The organism is Alcaligenes sp. RM2 (assembly GCF_052931795.1).
The window spans coordinates 93,228-108,159 of record NZ_JBRFIO010000003.1; the positions used below are offsets into that span (position 1 = coordinate 93,228).

Sequence of the window (14,932 nt, forward strand, 5' to 3'; positions counted from 1 at the left end):
CTAGTGCTGGTCCCGCCCATTCAAGGCCCAGACAGGCACCGGGTTAGCGCTCGTTCAAGATTAATCAATTACTATCAGGAAATAAACAGGCCTATTTTCATTAGTTACTTTCTTATTAGGAAAGCATGGATACGATTCAGAGTTTGCGGGTGTTCCGGGAAATCGTCGCAGCGGGCAGCTTTGCAGCGGCGGCGCAACGCTTGGATATGTCTGCGCCCATGGTCAGCAAGCACTTGGCCAATCTGGAAAAACAGCTGGGCGCCCGCTTGCTCCATCGCAGCAGCCGTCGTTTGAGCCTGACGGAGTTGGGGCAAACCTACTTTGATTATTGCTTGCAGGCACTCGATACTCTGGAGCGCGGACAGCAGGCATTATCGGGTTCTGAGCATCAGCCCCAAGGTGTGTTGAGAGTGACGGCCCCCGTATGGTTTGCCAACCGCAAAGTGGCGCAGCTGTTGCAGGATTACCAAACACGCTATCCGGAAGTGACTCTGGACATGAGCCTGAGCAATCACAAAGTGGATTTGGTGGCGGAAGGTTTTGATCTGGCCTTGCGGGTGATGCGCGAGCCTGCGCCGCATCAGATTGCACGTCTTATTTGCCCCACGCCCTTTCATCTGGTGGCCAGCCCGGAGTTTGTGGCCCAGCACGGCATGCCGCGTAACTGTGCGGAGGTGATGCGTCTGCCGGCTATCAGCCCCAGTTATTTACAGCAGCCCAGTTTTGAATTTTTGGGGCCGGACGGGCCGGAGTCCTTGCGCCTGAATCCTTTCATGCGTTCGGATAACACCAATCTGACTTATTACAGTGCGTTGGGTGGAGCAGGGCTGGCCTATTTGCCGGAGTGGCTGGTGATGGATGATCTGGAAAGTGGTCGGCTGGTTCGCCTGTTGCCCGATTACACCGAAGAGCTGCAGCAGCTGCATGCCGTCTATGCCAGCCGTCGCTATTTGACACCTAAAGTGCGCAGTTTTATCGACTTCTTGCTGGAAGAACTGGCCGAACCTGCCAAGTGATGGCTCACATCACGCTAAAATGCCTTTCGTCTCTATCTTTTTCATACTCTGTCATGTCGGCTAATAACGATAATCGTCGCAATTTTGTGCGCTTCTCCTTGGAACAGGGAGTGCTGCGTTTTGGGGAATTCAAGGTCAAGTCTGGCCGTTTGAGCCCTTACTTCTTCAATGCCGGCCTGTTCAATACGGGACGTAGTGTGGGTCAGCTGGCCCGTTTCTATGCTCAGGCTTTGCTGGATTCGGGCGTGTCTTTTGACATGCTGTTTGGTCCCGCCTACAAGGGGATTCCTCTGGCTGCCGCAACCTCAATTGCCCTGGCCGAGCATCCACAAATCGGTGATCGTGATGTGCCTTTTGCTTTCAACCGCAAGGAAGCCAAAGACCACGGTGAAGGCGGCACCCTGGTGGGCGCTCCCTTGCAAGGCAAGGTCGTGATTATTGATGACGTGATCACAGCGGGTACGTCCGTGCGTGAATCCATGCAGATCATCAAGGCCGCAGGTGCAGAACCTGCCGCGGTGCTGATTGCTCTGGATCGCATGGAGCGCGCCGGTAACGATCAGGAACTGTCCGCGCATTCTGCAGTGCAGGAAGTGGAACAGACTTACGGTATTCCTGTGATCAGCATTGCCTCTTTGGCTGACATCATGGCGGTGCTGGCGGATGACACCACCTTGGCTGCTCATGCTCCTCAAGTGAAAGCCTACCGCGATCGCTACGGTGTCTGATCATCTGCGTTTGGCAAGCAAAGTTCAGCAGTAAAAAAACACCAGGCCAAGGCCTGGTGTTTTTGTATCCGTTAAGCGCAGAGTCCGGACTTAGGCGTCCAGCTTTTGCTTGAGCATTTCGTTGATCTGCTGCGGATTGGCCTTGCCCTTGGCCACCTTCATCACCTGGCCGACCAGAGCGTTGAAGGCTTTTGGCTTGCCGGCACGGTGCTGCTCGACGATGCTGGGGTTGGCGGCCAGTACTTCGTCCACCATGGCCTCAATGGCACCTACGTCATTGATCTGCTTCAAGCCACGGGCGTCGATAATGGCATCCACATCGCCATTGAGCTCGCCATCCCACTGTGCCGCAAACACGTCACGGGCAATCTTGTTGGAGATGGTGCCGTCCGCAATACGGGCAATCAGCTGAGCCAATTGTGCTGGGCTGACTTTGGACTGCTCAATGCTCAGCTCTTCACGGTTCAAGGCAGCCGACAGTTCGCCCAGAATCCAGTTGGCGGCCAGTTTCGCGTTCGCCTTGGAGCCCGCCTGCAAGATGGCTTCGAAGAAGTCAGCCGTTGCACGATCTACCGTCAGTTGCGAGGCATCGTAACGGCTCAGTTCAAACTCTTGCTCGAAGCGAGCCAGTTTCTGGGCGGGCAGTTCAGGCATGTCCTGACGAACCTGTTCGATCCACTCTTCACTGATAAACAGAGGTGGCAGGTCAGGATCGGGGAAGTAGCGGTAATCGTGTGCGTCTTCCTTGCTGCGCATGCTGCGGGTCTCGTCACGGTCCGAGTCGTACAGGCGCGTTTCCTGGATGACTTTGCCACCGTCTTCGATCAGCTCGATCTGGCGGCGTGCTTCGTATTGAATGGCACGTTCCAGGAAGCGGAAGGAGTTGATGTTCTTCAGTTCGCAGCGAGTGCCAAATTCTTTCTGGCCTTTGGGGCGTACCGACACGTTGGCGTCCACGCGGAAAGAGCCTTCCTGCATATTGCCGTCGCAAATGCCCAACCAGACTACCAGGCTGTGCAGGGCGCGTGCATAACCCACGGCTTCAGCCGCCGAGCGCATTTCAGGTTCGGACACGATTTCCAGCAGCGGCGTGCCTGCGCGGTTCAAGTCGATCCCGGTGCTGGACTCGCCGTAGGGACCACGGAAGTTTTCGTGCAGGGATTTACCGGCATCCTCTTCCAGGTGCGCGCGTGTCAGATTGATGGTTTTTTCTTCACCGTCCAGCATGAAGCTGACCGTACCGCCGCTGACGACGGGAATTTCCATCTGGCTGATCTGGTAGTTCTTGGGCAGATCCGGGTAGAAGTAGTTTTTGCGCTCGAACACGGAGCGCGGCGCAATGTGGCCGCCTACGGCCAGACCCAGGCGAATGGCCCGTTCGGCAGCGCCACGGTTAAAGACAGGCAGAGCGCCGGGCAAGGCCATATCGACTTCGTTGGCTTGCGTGTTGGGCAAGGCGCCAAAGCGAGTGCTGCTGCTGGAGAAGATTTTGGATTCGGTCGAGAGCTGGGTATGAGTTTCCAGCCCGATCACAATTTCCCATTCCATTATTGTTGTCCTGGTTGACGTTGATGCCAGTCGGTGACTTGCTGGAAGCGGTCGGCAAAGGCCAGCAATTGGCCTTCACGGAAGTAGTTGCCAATGATTTGCAGGCCGATGGGCAGGGGGCGCTCATCCTTGCTGAAGCCGCAAGGAATGGACATGGCGGGCAGGCCGGCCAGGCTCACGCCCAGTGTGTAGACGTCGCCCAGCCAATCGGTGGTGGGATCCTCGATGGTGGCACCCAGCTTGCGGCCCAGAGCCGGTGTGACGGGGCCCAGGATCAGGTCGCACTGTTCAAAGACTTTCTGGAAGTCGTCCACAATCATGCGGCGCACGCGTTGGGCTTGCAGATAGTAGGCGTCGTAGTAGCCATGCGAGAGCACATAAGTGCCGACCAGGATGCGGCGTACCACTTCAGGGCCAAAGCCTTCCGAGCGCGAACGCGAAATCATGCTGTTCAGATCGGTGTACTGGCTGGCGCGGTGGCCAAAGCGTACGCCGTCAAAGCGCGACAGGTTGGTGGAGGCCTCAGCGGGGCTGATGACGTAATAAGTAGGGACAGACAGCTCTGTCAGGGGCAGTTGCACGGTGACGCGCTCTGCACCCAGGCTTTCGTAGGTTTTCAGGGCGGCTTCAATGGCGTCGGCAACGACCGGGTCCAGGCCGGGGCCAAAGAACTGGGCGGGCACACCAATACGCAGGCCTTTCAGTGGCTGGCTGCCTTGGGCTTCTTGTTGAGCCTGTTGCTGTTCAAATTGCTGACGAATGCGCGCGCCGTTATTGGGCTGGTCGTCGCAAAATTCCAGGCTGGTGGCGTCTTGCGGGTCGAAACCACACATGTTCTCCAGCAGGTCCAGCAAGTCGCTTGCATTGCGGGCGATAGGGCCGGCCTGATCCAGGCTGGAGCCGTAGGCAATAATGCCGAAGCGGGAAATCGTGCCGTAGGTGGGCTTGATGCCGCTGACACCACACAGGGCGGCAGGCTGGCGAATCGAACCACCGGTATCGGTTGCAGTCGCACCCGCTACCAGGCCAGCAGCGACAGCGGCGGCAGAACCACCCGAGGAGCCACCGGGCACCATGGAGTGATCCCAAGGGTTGCGCACGGGGCCAAACACCGAGCTTTCGTTGCGCGAGCCCATGGCGAACTCGTCACAGTTCAACTTGCCCAGCGAGACAGCACCGGCTGCCTGCAGCTTGGTCACGACCGTGGCGTCAAAGGGGCTGACGTAGCCTTCCAGCATTTTGCTGCAGGCGGTGGTCTGCCAATCCTTGGTGACAAACAAATCTTTGTGGGCGATAGGGATGCCGGTCAGTGGACCGGCCTTGCCTTGAGCAATCAGGGCGTCAGCGGCATCGGCCTGGGCCAGGGTCAGGGCAGCGTCCTGCTGCACGAAGGCATTGAGCTCTTTTTGACGGGCGCTGTTGTCCAGGGCTTGCTGGGCCAGCTCGCGGGCACTGACGGTTTTGTTTTGCAGAGCCTGGCGCAGCGCTGCAATAGTCGCGAATTCAGGGGTAAAAGACATGGTTTTGCTTTATTCGATGACCGTGGGCACCAGAAACAGGCCATCCTGCTCGGCGGGGGCGTTGCGCATCATGGCCTGACGGCTTTCTACCGTTCCGGAAGGCAGGGCCTTGTCCTCGCGCAGACGCAGACTGATCTGCTGGCGGGCGGACAAAGGGTGGGCCATGGGCTCAACGCCTTGAGTATCAACGGTTTGCAAGGTCTGGATCAGGCCCAGGATGCGCGTCAAATCGTGCTCGACCTGGGAGGCTTGTTCAGCAGAAAGATCAAGGCGCGCCAGTTGCGCTATACGGGCAACATCCTGTTCAGTGATAGACATGTGGGTGGGTACTGGAAAATGAGTAATAAAAAAAAGCGGAAATCCGTCAGTTAGGGACAGTTTGGCACTTTTACAGCAAATGCGGGGGTTACAGAACTTAACTGACCATTAAAACAGTCCTAATGTAGAGCAATTATAAGTTATCATTGACCGTTTCCTTCCCAGGTATTTTTGAATTCGTTGCCTGGTTCTTGTGCCTGTCGTTTTACGCTTGAGTTCCGCGCCGAATTTACCTGCCTTTTCCCCAAACACTTTACACTTTGCGCGCCCATGTTCGGATTCCTACGCAGTTACTTTTCCAGCGATATGGCAATCGACCTCGGTACGGCCAATACCCTTATCTATGTACGCGGCAAGGGTATCGTACTGGATGAACCGTCCGTTGTAGCCATCCGCCATGAAGGTGGACCTAATGGTAAAAAAATCATTCAGGCCGTTGGGCAGGAGGCCAAGCAAATGCTGGGTCGGGTGCCTGGCAATATTGAAGCCATCCGGCCCATGAAGGATGGTGTGATCGCGGACTTTACGGTTACCGAGCAAATGCTCAAGCAGTTCATCCGCATGGTTCACCCACGCAGCATGTTTGCTCCCAGCCCACGCATTATCGTGTGTGTGCCTTGCGGCTCCACCCAGGTGGAACGCCGTGCCATCAAAGAATCTGCTCTGGGCGCTGGCGCCAGCAAGGTCTACCTGATTGAAGAGCCCATGGCGGCCGCGATCGGTGCAGGCCTGGCCGTGTCCGATGCCAGCGGCTCCATGGTGGTGGATATCGGTGGTGGTACAACCGAAGTGGCAGTGATCTCTTTAGGCGGTATGGTCTATAAAGGATCGGTTCGCGTCGGTGGCGACAAGTTTGACGAAGCCATTATTAATTACATCCGTCGCAATTACGGAATGCTAATTGGTGAACCTACGGCTGAATTGATCAAGAAAGAGATCGGTTCCGCATTCCCTGGCACTGAAATTCGCGAGATTGAAGTCAAGGGTCGTAATTTGTCCGAAGGGGTGCCACGCAGTTTCACGGTGTCGTCCAACGAGATTCTGGAATCGCTTACCGATCCCTTGAATCAAATCGTTTCCGCGGTTAAAACCGCTCTGGAACAAACTCCTCCAGAACTGGGTGCGGACATCACTGACAAGGGCATCGTCCTGACAGGTGGTGGTGCTCTGGTTCATGACCTGGACCGTCTGCTGCAAGAAGAGACCGGCTTGCCCGTCGTGGTGGCTGAAGATCCTCTGACCTGCGTGGTACGGGGTTGCGGTGAGGCTCTGGAACATCTGGAGCGTCTGGAGTCCGTATTCATTTACGATTGATCTTTGCTTGGCCTTCACGGCAGTGTCTGCCTGTGGGGGCAAGCGATCGAGTGCTTGAGTAATGCGAGAACAAGGCTCCATCCGGCTATTTAGGCGCGGCTCATCAGCTGAGCTGCGTCTGGCCGCTCTTTTGGTGCTGGCTGTGGGCTTGTTGATTACTGACGCTCGTTATGCTGTGCTCGAACCCGTGCGGCAGGCCGTGGCCACTGTGCTGTATCCCTTTCAGCGTGTCATGCTGGCCCCTCGTGATCTGGTTACTTATTTCAGCAGCTGGACCGACGCGGCCTCCACCGCCCGTTCCGAAAAAGAAGCCTTGCAACGCCAGCGTATCGAGCTGGCTCAGTTGTCTACCCATGCCGCCCAGCTGTCTGCTGAGAACGAGCAGCTGCGCCGTTTGCTGCAAGTGGCCGATACGGTTACCCAACCGTCTGTCGCGGTAGAGGTTCTGTACGAACCGCCTAATGGGTACGCCCGTCACCTGATCTTCAATAAAGGCTCGGCCAGCGGCATTCGACCCGGTATGCCGGTTATTGACGAAGGCGGCGTGGTTGGCCAGGTGGTGCGTGTCACGCGCTTTACCTCGGAAGCTGCGCTGATCACGGACGATAAAGTCTCGGTGCCGGTACAGGTGTTGCGCAATGGTCTGCGTTTGATTGCCTTCGGTGGCAACCCCGGTGGCAAAGTGGAAGTGCGTTTTCTGACGGCTGATGTGGATCTGGAGCCGAACGATACCTTGATCACCAGCGGTATCGGGGGCTTGTTCCCTGCCGGTCTGCCGGTGGGAATGGTCAGCAGTATCGAGCGCGATGATGCGTCCGGTTTTGCGCTGGCCTTGGTGACGCCTTTGTCGCACCCCGAGCGTTATCGCCATTTTCTGATTTTGCTAGTGCCCGAGAGCGAGCGCCCTCTTGAACAGGACGATGCCAATGATGCGACGCGCTGAGTCCTCGGACACCTCTGGCCGTAAAACCCGGTCCTCATCCTTGAGTAGTTTGCAGCCTATTGATAGCAGCCCGTTTTCGCGCGCTTCCAGTCCCTGGTTGGTGTGGGGCTCGATTCTGCTGATGTGGCTGGTTTCCATGCTGCCCTGGCGCCTGCTGCCCTTTGCGCCTGATCTGTTGATGCTGGTACTGGCTTTCTGGGCTGTACACGAGCCGCGCCGTGTTCCCATGTCACTGGCATTTATTGTGGGCATTCTGGTGGATGTGCACGATGGCAGTCTGCTGGGCGAACATGCCCTGACCTATATTCTGGTCGTGTACGGCGCATTGCTGCTACGCAAGCGCATCCTGAACTTTGGCATGTGGACTCACTTCTTGCACATGGCAGTTGTCATGCTGCTGGCCCAGTTGATCGTGCGGGTTCTGCACGCCTGGCTGGTAGGGGAGTGGTCTGGCTGGGAGTGGGCCGGAGGCGCCTTGTTGACCGCCGCCCTGTGGCCGCTGGCCGATAGCGTGCTGTTCTTGCCGCAGCGGCGTCTGGACGAGTCCGACTCCGGTTCGTCCTGACGGGTAGGGCGGCCATGTTTGAATTCAAAAAAACTTCGCATCAGTTGCGCCAGCGCATTCTGTTTCGCGCCTTGGTAGCGGCCGTTCTGGCCTGCGTACTGTTAGGGGTGCTGGGCGTGCGCTTGTGGTATTTGCAAGTGGTGCGCTACGAAGGCTTTGCCGCCCGAGCCGATCAAAACCGTATTGCCGTCATCCCGATTACCCCTCGTCGAGGCGAGATTCTGGACCGCAATGGCGAGGTACTGGCCCGTAATTACCGGGACTACACCTTGTCGGCCGTACCCGCCAGTTTGGGCGAGCCGGTAGACGATATGCTGGATCGTGTCGGCGAACTGGTGGAGCTAAGTCCACGTGATCGTCGTCGATTCAAGCAGAGCGTCGCGCAAAACAGTCGATATTCTGAAATTCTGTTGCGCAATAACCTGAGCGATGATGAAGCCGCCTGGTTTGCTGCCCATGCCTTCAAGTTCCCTGGTGTGACCTTGCAGGCTCGCTGGGTGCGCGAATATCCGCAGGGCGAGGCGGCAGCGCACGTGCTGGGTTATGTGGGCCGTATTTCCGAGGGCGATCAGCAGCGCCTGGAAGAAACCGGGCAAACCGGTAACTACCGTGGCACGCAAGTCATTGGCAAAAAAGGGATCGAGAAAACCTGGGAAAAGACCCTGCACGGTCGCACAGGGATAGAGGAAGTGGAAGTGGCCGCGTCGGGCCGTCCAGTACGTACCTTGAGCCGGGTCGACCCCGTACCGGGTGCCAGCTTGCGTTTGTCGCTGGACATTGGCCTGCAGAAAATGGCTGAAGCCCTGTTTGAAGGACGACGCGGCGCGCTGGTGGCCATCGAGCCCAGCACTGGCGAAGTGCTGGCTTTCGTGTCGGCCCCGTCTTTTGATCCGAACCTGTTTATTGACGGTATTGACGTAGAGAACTGGCGCAAGCTGAATGACTCGCCCGACCACCCGCTGATTAACCGCCCACTGTACGGCACCTATCCTATCGGCTCGACTTACAAGCCCTTTGTGGCCTTGGCTGCTTTGGAAACCGGCAAGCGCAAGGCGACGGACCGTATTTCTGACCCTGGCTACTTTGAGTTTGGTGGTCAGCGTTTCCGTAACGCGGGTGGCGCTGTATATGGCTCTACCGACATGCACCGCGCCCTGGTGGTATCCTCCGATACCTATTTCTACTCATTGGGCCCGGAAATTGGCGTTGATAATCTGCACGATTTCATGAAGCAGTTTGGCTTTGGTCAGCAAACCGGCATTGATCTGGATGGCGAGCGCCAAGGCATTCTGCCTTCTACTGAATGGAAACGTCAGGCCTACAAAAAACCGGCCCAACAGCGCTGGTATGCCGGGGAAAGTATCTCGGTGGCCGTGGGCCAGGGCTATAACTCGTTTACTGTGCTGCAACTGGCCCATGCGACCGCCGTGCTGGCCAGCAATGGCATTGTGCGGCCTCCACATCTGGTCACCCAGACGCTCAGCCCCCATGATCCGGAAATTGAACAGCCCGTGCGTATTGATGCCAAGCTGATCCCCCTGAAGCAGGCTAATGTGGATGTGGTCAAACGTGCTCTGGTGGATGTGGTGCGTTTGGGTACCGCCCGCCGGGCTTTTGCGGGTGCGGCGTATCAGGCTGCTGGCAAAACGGGTACGGCACAGGTTTTTAGCTTGCGCGGTGCCAAGTACAACGCCAACGCCATTGATGAGCGTTTGCGTGACCACGCCTTGTTCATGTCCTACGCCCCGGCAGAGAACCCCAAAATTGCTGTTGCCCTGATCGTGGAAAACGCAGGTTGGGGTGGGTCGGTTGCGGCACCGATTGTGCGCAAGGTCTTTGATTACTGGTTGGTGGAACGAGGGCAGATGCAATGAAGCGACTTTTGCAACTGGGCCTGAGAGCCGTCACCGCCTTTGATTGGCCTTTGCTGCTTTTGCTGGTGCTGATGGCTGCGCTGGGCATGACCGTCATGCATTCCGCTGTGGGCGGTACAGACTGGCGCTTTGCCGATCAGGTGCGTAATTTCCTGTTGGCCTTTAGTGTGATGTGGCTGGCCGCCCTGATTCCGCCTGCCTTGTGGATGAAGCTGGCTCCGGTGGTGTATTCGATCGGGGTCGTGTTGCTTTTGGGGGTGGAGTTCTTTGGCGAAACCAGCAAGGGCGCAACGCGCTGGCTGGACCTGGGGGTGGCACGTATTCAGCCCTCGGAAATGCTCAAAATTTCCGTGCCCTTGATGTTGGCCTGGTATTTCCACCGCTATCAGCGGCCCAAGATGAGCCTGCTGGACTTCATGGTGGCAGGCATCTTGCTGATGATTCCGTTCCTGCTGATCGTGCGTCAGCCGGATTTGGGTACGGCTTTGCTGGTGTTTGCGGCCGGTTTCTGCGTGATTTACTTTGCAGGCCTGTCCTTCAAGCTGATCGTACCCATTGTGGTGGTGCTGGTGCTGGGCATTAGCGCCTTGCTGTACTACGAAGACTATATCTGCGTACCAGACCTGGATTGGGTGGTGTTGCACGACTATCAAAAGCACCGTGTCTGCACCTTGCTGAACCCCGGTAGTGACCGTTTGGGCAGAGGGTTCCATACCATCCAGTCCATGATTGCGATCGGTTCTGGTGGTGTTTACGGCAAGGGCTACATGATGGGCACCCAGTCCCATCTGGATTTCGTGCCCGAGCGCACAACCGACTTTATTTTTGCAGTGTTTGCCGAAGAATTCGGTTTGTACGGCGGCATCATGCTGCTGGTGCTGTACGCCTTGTTGATCCTGCGCGGCTTGTCGATTGCTGCTGTGGCTCACACCCAATTCAGCCGTTTGCTGGCCGGTTCCATGTCCATGATGCTGTTCGTTTATGTGTTCGTGAACATAGGCATGGTGACGGGAATTTTGCCCGTGGTAGGCGTGCCTTTGCCGTTCCTGAGCTATGGCGGTACGGCCTTGATGACCTTGGGTGTAGCCTGCGGGATGCTGATGAGCATCAGCAACGATAAGCCAGCGCGGCCTGCATAGCGCCATTCCCCCGGATTAGGCCGGGGATCTTGGCATTAGCTCAGAAGTAATTGTTCACTATCCTTGCTCTGGTACAAACCCAGCAGCAGCTTGCGTATGGGTGCAGGTAAAGCGGTCTGCTCCAGTGCTTCATGGTCCTGCCATTGCTGGCCTGCCACTGGCTCGACCAGTACAGATTCATCGACTTGCAGTAACCAAGGGGTGATGTGCAGCTTGAAGTGAGAAAACACATGCTGGAAAGAGGCCAGCGCAATAGCTTCCTCGTTAGACCAATGCAGTGCCGCCGTTTGCAGGCTGATGGCATCGTCAAACTGGGGCAGGGTGAGCAGGCCACCCCAAATTCCCTTGTCAGGACGTTGTTCCAGCAAAACCTGGCCATTCAACTCCAGAATCAGCACATGCGCATAGCGTTCATCCTGACGAATGCGTTCTTTGGGGCTGGGCAGCTCGGATTGTGCCTGGTGCGTGTGGGCGTAGCAGTCGCTTTGCAGCGGACAGAGACTACAGGTGGGCTTGCTGCGGGTACAGCATTGCGAGCCCAAGTCCATCAGCCCTTGAGTGTAGGCCGCCATATCCAGGCTGGCGGGGGCGAGTTCCACGACCTCATCTGCCTTGGCCCATAAGGCGTTTTCCACGGCCTTTTTCTGCGTGGGCCCGTAGATCCCGAAGTAGCGTGTGAACACGCGTTTCACGTTGCCGTCCATGATGGGGCTACGTTCGCCAAAACAGAAGGCGGCGATGGCACAGGCGGTAGAGCGGCCAATGCCGGGTAAGGTCGCCAGATCTGTGGCATTAGCCGGAAAACGGCCACCCCATGTCTCCATGACCTCGCGGGCACAGCGGTGCAAGTTACGGGCGCGGGCGTAGTAGCCCAAACCGGCCCAATAAGGCATGACTTCGTCTTGCTCGGCCTCGGCCAAATCCTTGACGGTGGGGAAGCGTTCCAGAAAACGCTCGTAATAACCCAGTACGGTAGCGACCTGGGTTTGCTGCAACATGATTTCGGACAGCCAGACGCGGTAAGGATCTTGCGTGTTCTGCCAGGGGAGGTGGTGGCGGCCGGAGGTTTTTTGCCAGGCCACCACTTTTTCGGCCAGATCTTGGGGACGGGGTTCAGGAAGTGACATCAATATTGGGTACTACGGGTAACAGACCAGCGTGCTGCCAGGGCGCCCAAAATGGCGACCAAAATAGCCGCTGTCAGCAACAGAGAAAATTCTGGCAGCCGGAGCGTCAACTGGACGCCATAGCTTTGGGCCAGACTGGATAAGGCTTTGTTCAGTGGGGTCAGTGCCAGCAGGGCCAGACCGCATGCCAGAGCGCTGGCCGTCAGGCCGGTTAGCGCGCCCATATACAGGAAGGGGCGGCGTACAAAGGCTTCGGTGGCGCCGACCAGACGGGCCACGGCAATTTCTTCACGCTGGTTCAGGGCTTGCAGACGGACGGTATTGAACACAGTGGCAATCACCACTACGCCCACACCTGCCATCAGAATCCATAAGCCAATACGGATGAAGCTCAGAATCGCAGCCAGACGCTGCACCCATTCGCTATCCAGCAGCACGCTATCTACGCCTTCGCGGTCTTGCAAGGTCTTGGCCAGGGTGTCGGCACGCGTCACCAAGTCCGGGGTTTCATGCAGAGTCAGCACAATGGCGTGTGGCAAGGGGTTGCTGGGCAAGGCGCCCAAGGCGTCTGTCCAGCTGGGGTTGCTTTGCAGTTGTTTGAGCGCCTGCTCCTTGCTGACCAGCCTGATCTGGGCCAGTTCAGTTTGAAACTCTTTGCCCACGGCCTGACTGAAGGCTTGCGCCTGTTCCAGCGTGCTGTTCTGCTTCATGAACACGGTCATTTCGGGCGAGGTCGGAATCTCGCGCACGACAGGTTGAGCGGCCAGCAAGATACTGGCTCCCAGAACGGGCACAGCCAGGGTCAAGGCAATGACCAGCAGGTTGGACAGGGAGGAGAAGGGTTGCACTTTCAGGCGGCGCAGGGCCACCAGAAAGGCGTATTGATGATGACGCAGCCAGGTTCTCATGCCAGCACTCCTGGGTGATCGGAAAAACGGCCGTCCTGAATCAACAGGGTTCGACGTGCATAGCGTGCCATCAAATTCAGATCGTGCGAAGCAATCAAGGTGGTGACACCCACCCGGTTAAAGTCCATCAATACATCCATGATGCGTTTGGCGTTATCAGCGTCCAAATTGGCAGTGGGTTCGTCGGCAATCAAAATAGCCGGGCGATTCACAATAGCGCGGGCAATCGCCAGCCGTTGTTGTTCACCCCCCGACATTTCCACCGGCTTTAAATCTTCTTTGCCACGCAGGCCCACTTTTTCCATGGCGGCGCGGGCACGTGCCTGCGCCGTGCTGGGCTCCAGACCCATGACGGCCAGGGGCAGGAGTACATTGGCCAGGGCGCTGCGATCTTGCAGCAAGTGCGTATCTTGTAAAACCACGCCTACGGCGCGTCGCAAATACGGCCGTGCGCGGGCCGGCAGCTTATCCAGCCTGTGTCCATTGACCTGGACAGAGCCACGGCTAGGCAGCTCCAGGCCTCCGATCAGACGCAATAAGGTGGATTTACCTGCTCCCGAGGGGCCGGAAACAAAAATGAATTCGCCGTCATCAATGCGAAAATTAATGTCGGCTAGAATATTTTTACTGCGGCCATACGATTTAAAAACGTGTTGGAACTCGATCATCGCGACGCACAATTAAAGAGGAATCTGCTTGGAAAGCCCCTGGGGAATGACCGCCGGGGCTCGCATGAAAATGTCGGCGTAGGTAAAAGTATTAGTCAGATTGTTAGAGGGAAACCCCCGATTTGTGTTTGGACAGTCTGGCTCTACGATTGGACACCACAGCTTAGCTGCAATTGTAATCTGCATCCATTTACCAAAAGTAAACAGGAGGTGATATTCCATGACCTTAGTGAAAACCATTGCATGTAGTGTTGCGTTGATGGCCTTGGCCGCTAATGCACAGGCAGGTGAAACCCTGGACTCGGTGAAGAAGAAAGGCTTTGTTCAGTGCGGTGTCTCAACCGGTATTGCAGGATTCTCGCTGGCAGACAGTAAGGGTGTCTGGTCCGGCATTGACGTGGACATGTGCAGTGCGATCGCCGCTGCTGTTTTTGGGGATGCCAAAAAATACAAGGTTACGCCCTTGACCACTCAGCAGCGCTTTACCGCCCTGCAATCGGGTGAAGTCGATGTGCTGACCCGTAATACCACCGCGACGATCTCTCGCGATACGACCTTGGGTTTGGTCAGCACTGGCATTAACTACTATGACAGCCAGGGCGTGATGGTGAAAAAATCCCTGGGCGTGAAAAGCGCTAAAGAGCTGGATGGGGCCGCTGTGTGCGTACAGCCCGGCACCACGACCGAGCTGAACCTGGCGGACTGGTTCCGTGGTCAGGGTATCAAGTTCAACCCTGTGGTGATCAACAACCCTGAAGAAGCCATGCGCTCCTTTACCTCCGGTCGTTGCGACGGCTTTACCAGCGATAAATCCCAGCTGGCAGCCATGCGTGCCGCCCAGGCTACGCCGGATGAGTTCGACATTCTGCCCGAGGATTTCTCCAAAGAGCCGCTGGGCCCATTCGTGCGTCAGGGCGACGAGGACTGGTTCACCCTGGTGCGCTGGACTCTGAACGCCATGCTGGAGGCCGAAGAATATGGAATTACCAGCGCGAACGTGGATGAAAAGACCAAGAGCGATAACCCGAACATTCAGCGCATTCTGGGCGTGTCCGGCGAGCTGGGCAAAGGTCTGAAGCTGGATAACAAGTGGGCCTACAACATAATTAAACAGGTCGGCAATTACGGTGAAAGCTTCGAGCGTAATCTGGGTAAATCGACGGCATTGAAGCTGGATCGCGGTTTGAATGCGCAATGGCGTGACGGTGGTGTGATGTACGGCTGGCCAGTGCGTTAAGATTTCGGTCTTCGCTGTTTGTTCTTG

14 protein-coding genes are annotated in these 14,932 nt (G+C 56.9%); 8 read left to right on the plus strand and 6 right to left on the minus strand.

Annotated elements, in window-relative coordinates; all coding sequences use genetic code 11:
* The first annotated feature begins 125 nt into the window (after window positions 1-125).
* Together ACU6HM_RS12095 and pyrE are read left to right on the plus strand one after the other, a co-directional pair.
* On the plus strand, window positions 126-1,016 hold the full coding sequence (locus ACU6HM_RS12095; protein WP_022983609.1) for a LysR family transcriptional regulator: 891 nt from the start codon (window positions 126-128) through the stop codon (window positions 1,014-1,016).
* Window positions 1,017-1,069: 53 nt separating this feature from the next.
* Window positions 1,070-1,744: an orotate phosphoribosyltransferase gene (gene pyrE, locus ACU6HM_RS12100; RefSeq protein WP_026484434.1), complete on the plus strand. Its 675-nt coding sequence runs from the start codon at window positions 1,070-1,072 to the stop codon at window positions 1,742-1,744.
* Between the two features lie 90 nt (window positions 1,745-1,834).
* Here the strand turns inward: pyrE and gatB are convergent, their stop codons facing one another.
* From gatB to gatC, 3 genes are read right to left on the minus strand one after another with little or no spacing between them, the layout of a single operon-like run.
* Window positions 1,835-3,292, minus strand: coding sequence for an Asp-tRNA(Asn)/Glu-tRNA(Gln) amidotransferase subunit GatB (gatB, locus tag ACU6HM_RS12105; RefSeq protein ID WP_022983608.1), 1,458 nt, complete (start codon window positions 3,290-3,292; stop codon window positions 1,835-1,837).
* Window positions 3,292-4,812 (minus strand): Asp-tRNA(Asn)/Glu-tRNA(Gln) amidotransferase subunit GatA, encoded by a 1,521-nt coding sequence (gatA, locus tag ACU6HM_RS12110; protein ID WP_009460380.1) that lies wholly within the window; start codon window positions 4,810-4,812, stop codon window positions 3,292-3,294. Before gatA ends, gatB begins: the two co-directional genes overlap by 1 nt.
* Before the next feature lie 9 nt (window positions 4,813-4,821).
* The gene (gene gatC / locus ACU6HM_RS12115) at window positions 4,822-5,130 is read right to left on the minus strand and encodes an Asp-tRNA(Asn)/Glu-tRNA(Gln) amidotransferase subunit GatC (protein WP_003801948.1); all 309 of its coding nucleotides are present in this window, start codon (window positions 5,128-5,130) and stop codon (window positions 4,822-4,824) included.
* Between the two features lie 270 nt (window positions 5,131-5,400).
* Between gatC and ACU6HM_RS12120 the strand changes: the two genes are divergently transcribed.
* The 5 genes from ACU6HM_RS12120 (at window position 5,401) to rodA (ending at window position 10,965) form a co-directional block, all read left to right on the plus strand.
* Window positions 5,401-6,444 carry a rod shape-determining protein gene (locus ACU6HM_RS12120; protein WP_003801946.1) on the plus strand — a complete coding sequence of 348 codons (1,044 nt, stop codon included), beginning with the start codon at window positions 5,401-5,403 and terminating at the stop codon, window positions 6,442-6,444.
* Between the two features lie 61 nt (window positions 6,445-6,505).
* The gene (mreC, locus tag ACU6HM_RS12125; protein WP_009460381.1) at window positions 6,506-7,387 is read left to right on the plus strand and encodes a rod shape-determining protein MreC; all 882 of its coding nucleotides are present in this window, start codon (window positions 6,506-6,508) and stop codon (window positions 7,385-7,387) included.
* Complete coding sequence (mreD, locus tag ACU6HM_RS12130) at window positions 7,371-7,952, plus strand: rod shape-determining protein MreD (RefSeq protein ID WP_009460382.1); 582 nt, start codon at window positions 7,371-7,373, stop codon at window positions 7,950-7,952. Before mreC ends, mreD begins: the two co-directional genes overlap by 17 nt.
* A 14-nt stretch (window positions 7,953-7,966) precedes the next feature.
* On the plus strand, window positions 7,967-9,826 hold the full coding sequence (mrdA, locus tag ACU6HM_RS12135) for a penicillin-binding protein 2 (RefSeq protein WP_009460384.1): 1,860 nt from the start codon (window positions 7,967-7,969) through the stop codon (window positions 9,824-9,826).
* On the plus strand, window positions 9,823-10,965 hold the full coding sequence (rodA, locus tag ACU6HM_RS12140) for a rod shape-determining protein RodA (protein WP_009460538.1): 1,143 nt from the start codon (window positions 9,823-9,825) through the stop codon (window positions 10,963-10,965). Before mrdA ends, rodA begins: the two co-directional genes overlap by 4 nt.
* 35 nt (window positions 10,966-11,000) lie before the next feature.
* Here the strand turns inward: rodA and mutY are convergent, their stop codons facing one another.
* Genes mutY through ACU6HM_RS12155 form a run of 3 tightly spaced genes read right to left on the minus strand, consistent with a single transcriptional unit; the run spans window position 11,001 to window position 13,668 of the window.
* The gene (mutY, locus tag ACU6HM_RS12145) at window positions 11,001-12,092 is read right to left on the minus strand and encodes an A/G-specific adenine glycosylase (protein WP_446763859.1); all 1,092 of its coding nucleotides are present in this window, start codon (window positions 12,090-12,092) and stop codon (window positions 11,001-11,003) included.
* Window positions 12,092-13,000: a cell division protein FtsX gene (locus ACU6HM_RS12150; protein ID WP_254002284.1), complete on the minus strand. Its 909-nt coding sequence runs from the start codon at window positions 12,998-13,000 to the stop codon at window positions 12,092-12,094. Before ACU6HM_RS12150 ends, mutY begins: the two co-directional genes overlap by 1 nt.
* Window positions 12,997-13,668: a cell division ATP-binding protein FtsE gene (locus ACU6HM_RS12155; protein ID WP_009460544.1), complete on the minus strand. Its 672-nt coding sequence runs from the start codon at window positions 13,666-13,668 to the stop codon at window positions 12,997-12,999. The genes ACU6HM_RS12150 and ACU6HM_RS12155 overlap by 4 nt, the downstream gene beginning before the upstream one ends.
* Window positions 13,669-13,888: 220 nt before the next feature.
* Between ACU6HM_RS12155 and ACU6HM_RS12160 the strand changes: the two genes are divergently transcribed.
* A complete protein-coding gene (locus ACU6HM_RS12160; protein WP_022983607.1) occupies window positions 13,889-14,905 on the plus strand; it encodes an amino acid ABC transporter substrate-binding protein in 1,017 nt (338 codons plus the stop codon).
* The last annotated feature ends 27 nt before the right edge of the window (window positions 14,906-14,932 follow it).

Coding starts and splice junctions, on each gene's coding strand:
- ACU6HM_RS12155 (WP_009460544.1), bottom strand. CDS start 13,668: ATGATCGAGTTCCAACACGTTTTTAAATCGTATGGCCGCAGTAAAAAT.
- mreC (WP_009460381.1), top strand. CDS start 6,506: ATGCGAGAACAAGGCTCCATCCGGCTATTTAGGCGCGGCTCATCAGCT.
- ACU6HM_RS12120 (WP_003801946.1), top strand. CDS start 5,401: ATGTTCGGATTCCTACGCAGTTACTTTTCCAGCGATATGGCAATCGAC.
- pyrE (WP_026484434.1), top strand. CDS start 1,070: ATGTCGGCTAATAACGATAATCGTCGCAATTTTGTGCGCTTCTCCTTG.
- mreD (WP_009460382.1), top strand. CDS start 7,371: ATGATGCGACGCGCTGAGTCCTCGGACACCTCTGGCCGTAAAACCCGG.
- rodA (WP_009460538.1), top strand. CDS start 9,823: ATGAAGCGACTTTTGCAACTGGGCCTGAGAGCCGTCACCGCCTTTGAT.
- ACU6HM_RS12160 (WP_022983607.1), top strand. CDS start 13,889: ATGACCTTAGTGAAAACCATTGCATGTAGTGTTGCGTTGATGGCCTTG.
- mrdA (WP_009460384.1), top strand. CDS start 7,967: ATGTTTGAATTCAAAAAAACTTCGCATCAGTTGCGCCAGCGCATTCTG.
- gatC (WP_003801948.1), bottom strand. CDS start 5,130: ATGTCTATCACTGAACAGGATGTTGCCCGTATAGCGCAACTGGCGCGC.
- gatB (WP_022983608.1), bottom strand. CDS start 3,292: ATGGAATGGGAAATTGTGATCGGGCTGGAAACTCATACCCAGCTCTCG.
- ACU6HM_RS12150 (WP_254002284.1), bottom strand. CDS start 13,000: ATGAGAACCTGGCTGCGTCATCATCAATACGCCTTTCTGGTGGCCCTG.
- ACU6HM_RS12095 (WP_022983609.1), top strand. CDS start 126: ATGGATACGATTCAGAGTTTGCGGGTGTTCCGGGAAATCGTCGCAGCG.
- gatA (WP_009460380.1), bottom strand. CDS start 4,812: ATGTCTTTTACCCCTGAATTCGCGACTATTGCAGCGCTGCGCCAGGCT.
- mutY (WP_446763859.1), bottom strand. CDS start 12,092: ATGTCACTTCCTGAACCCCGTCCCCAAGATCTGGCCGAAAAAGTGGTG.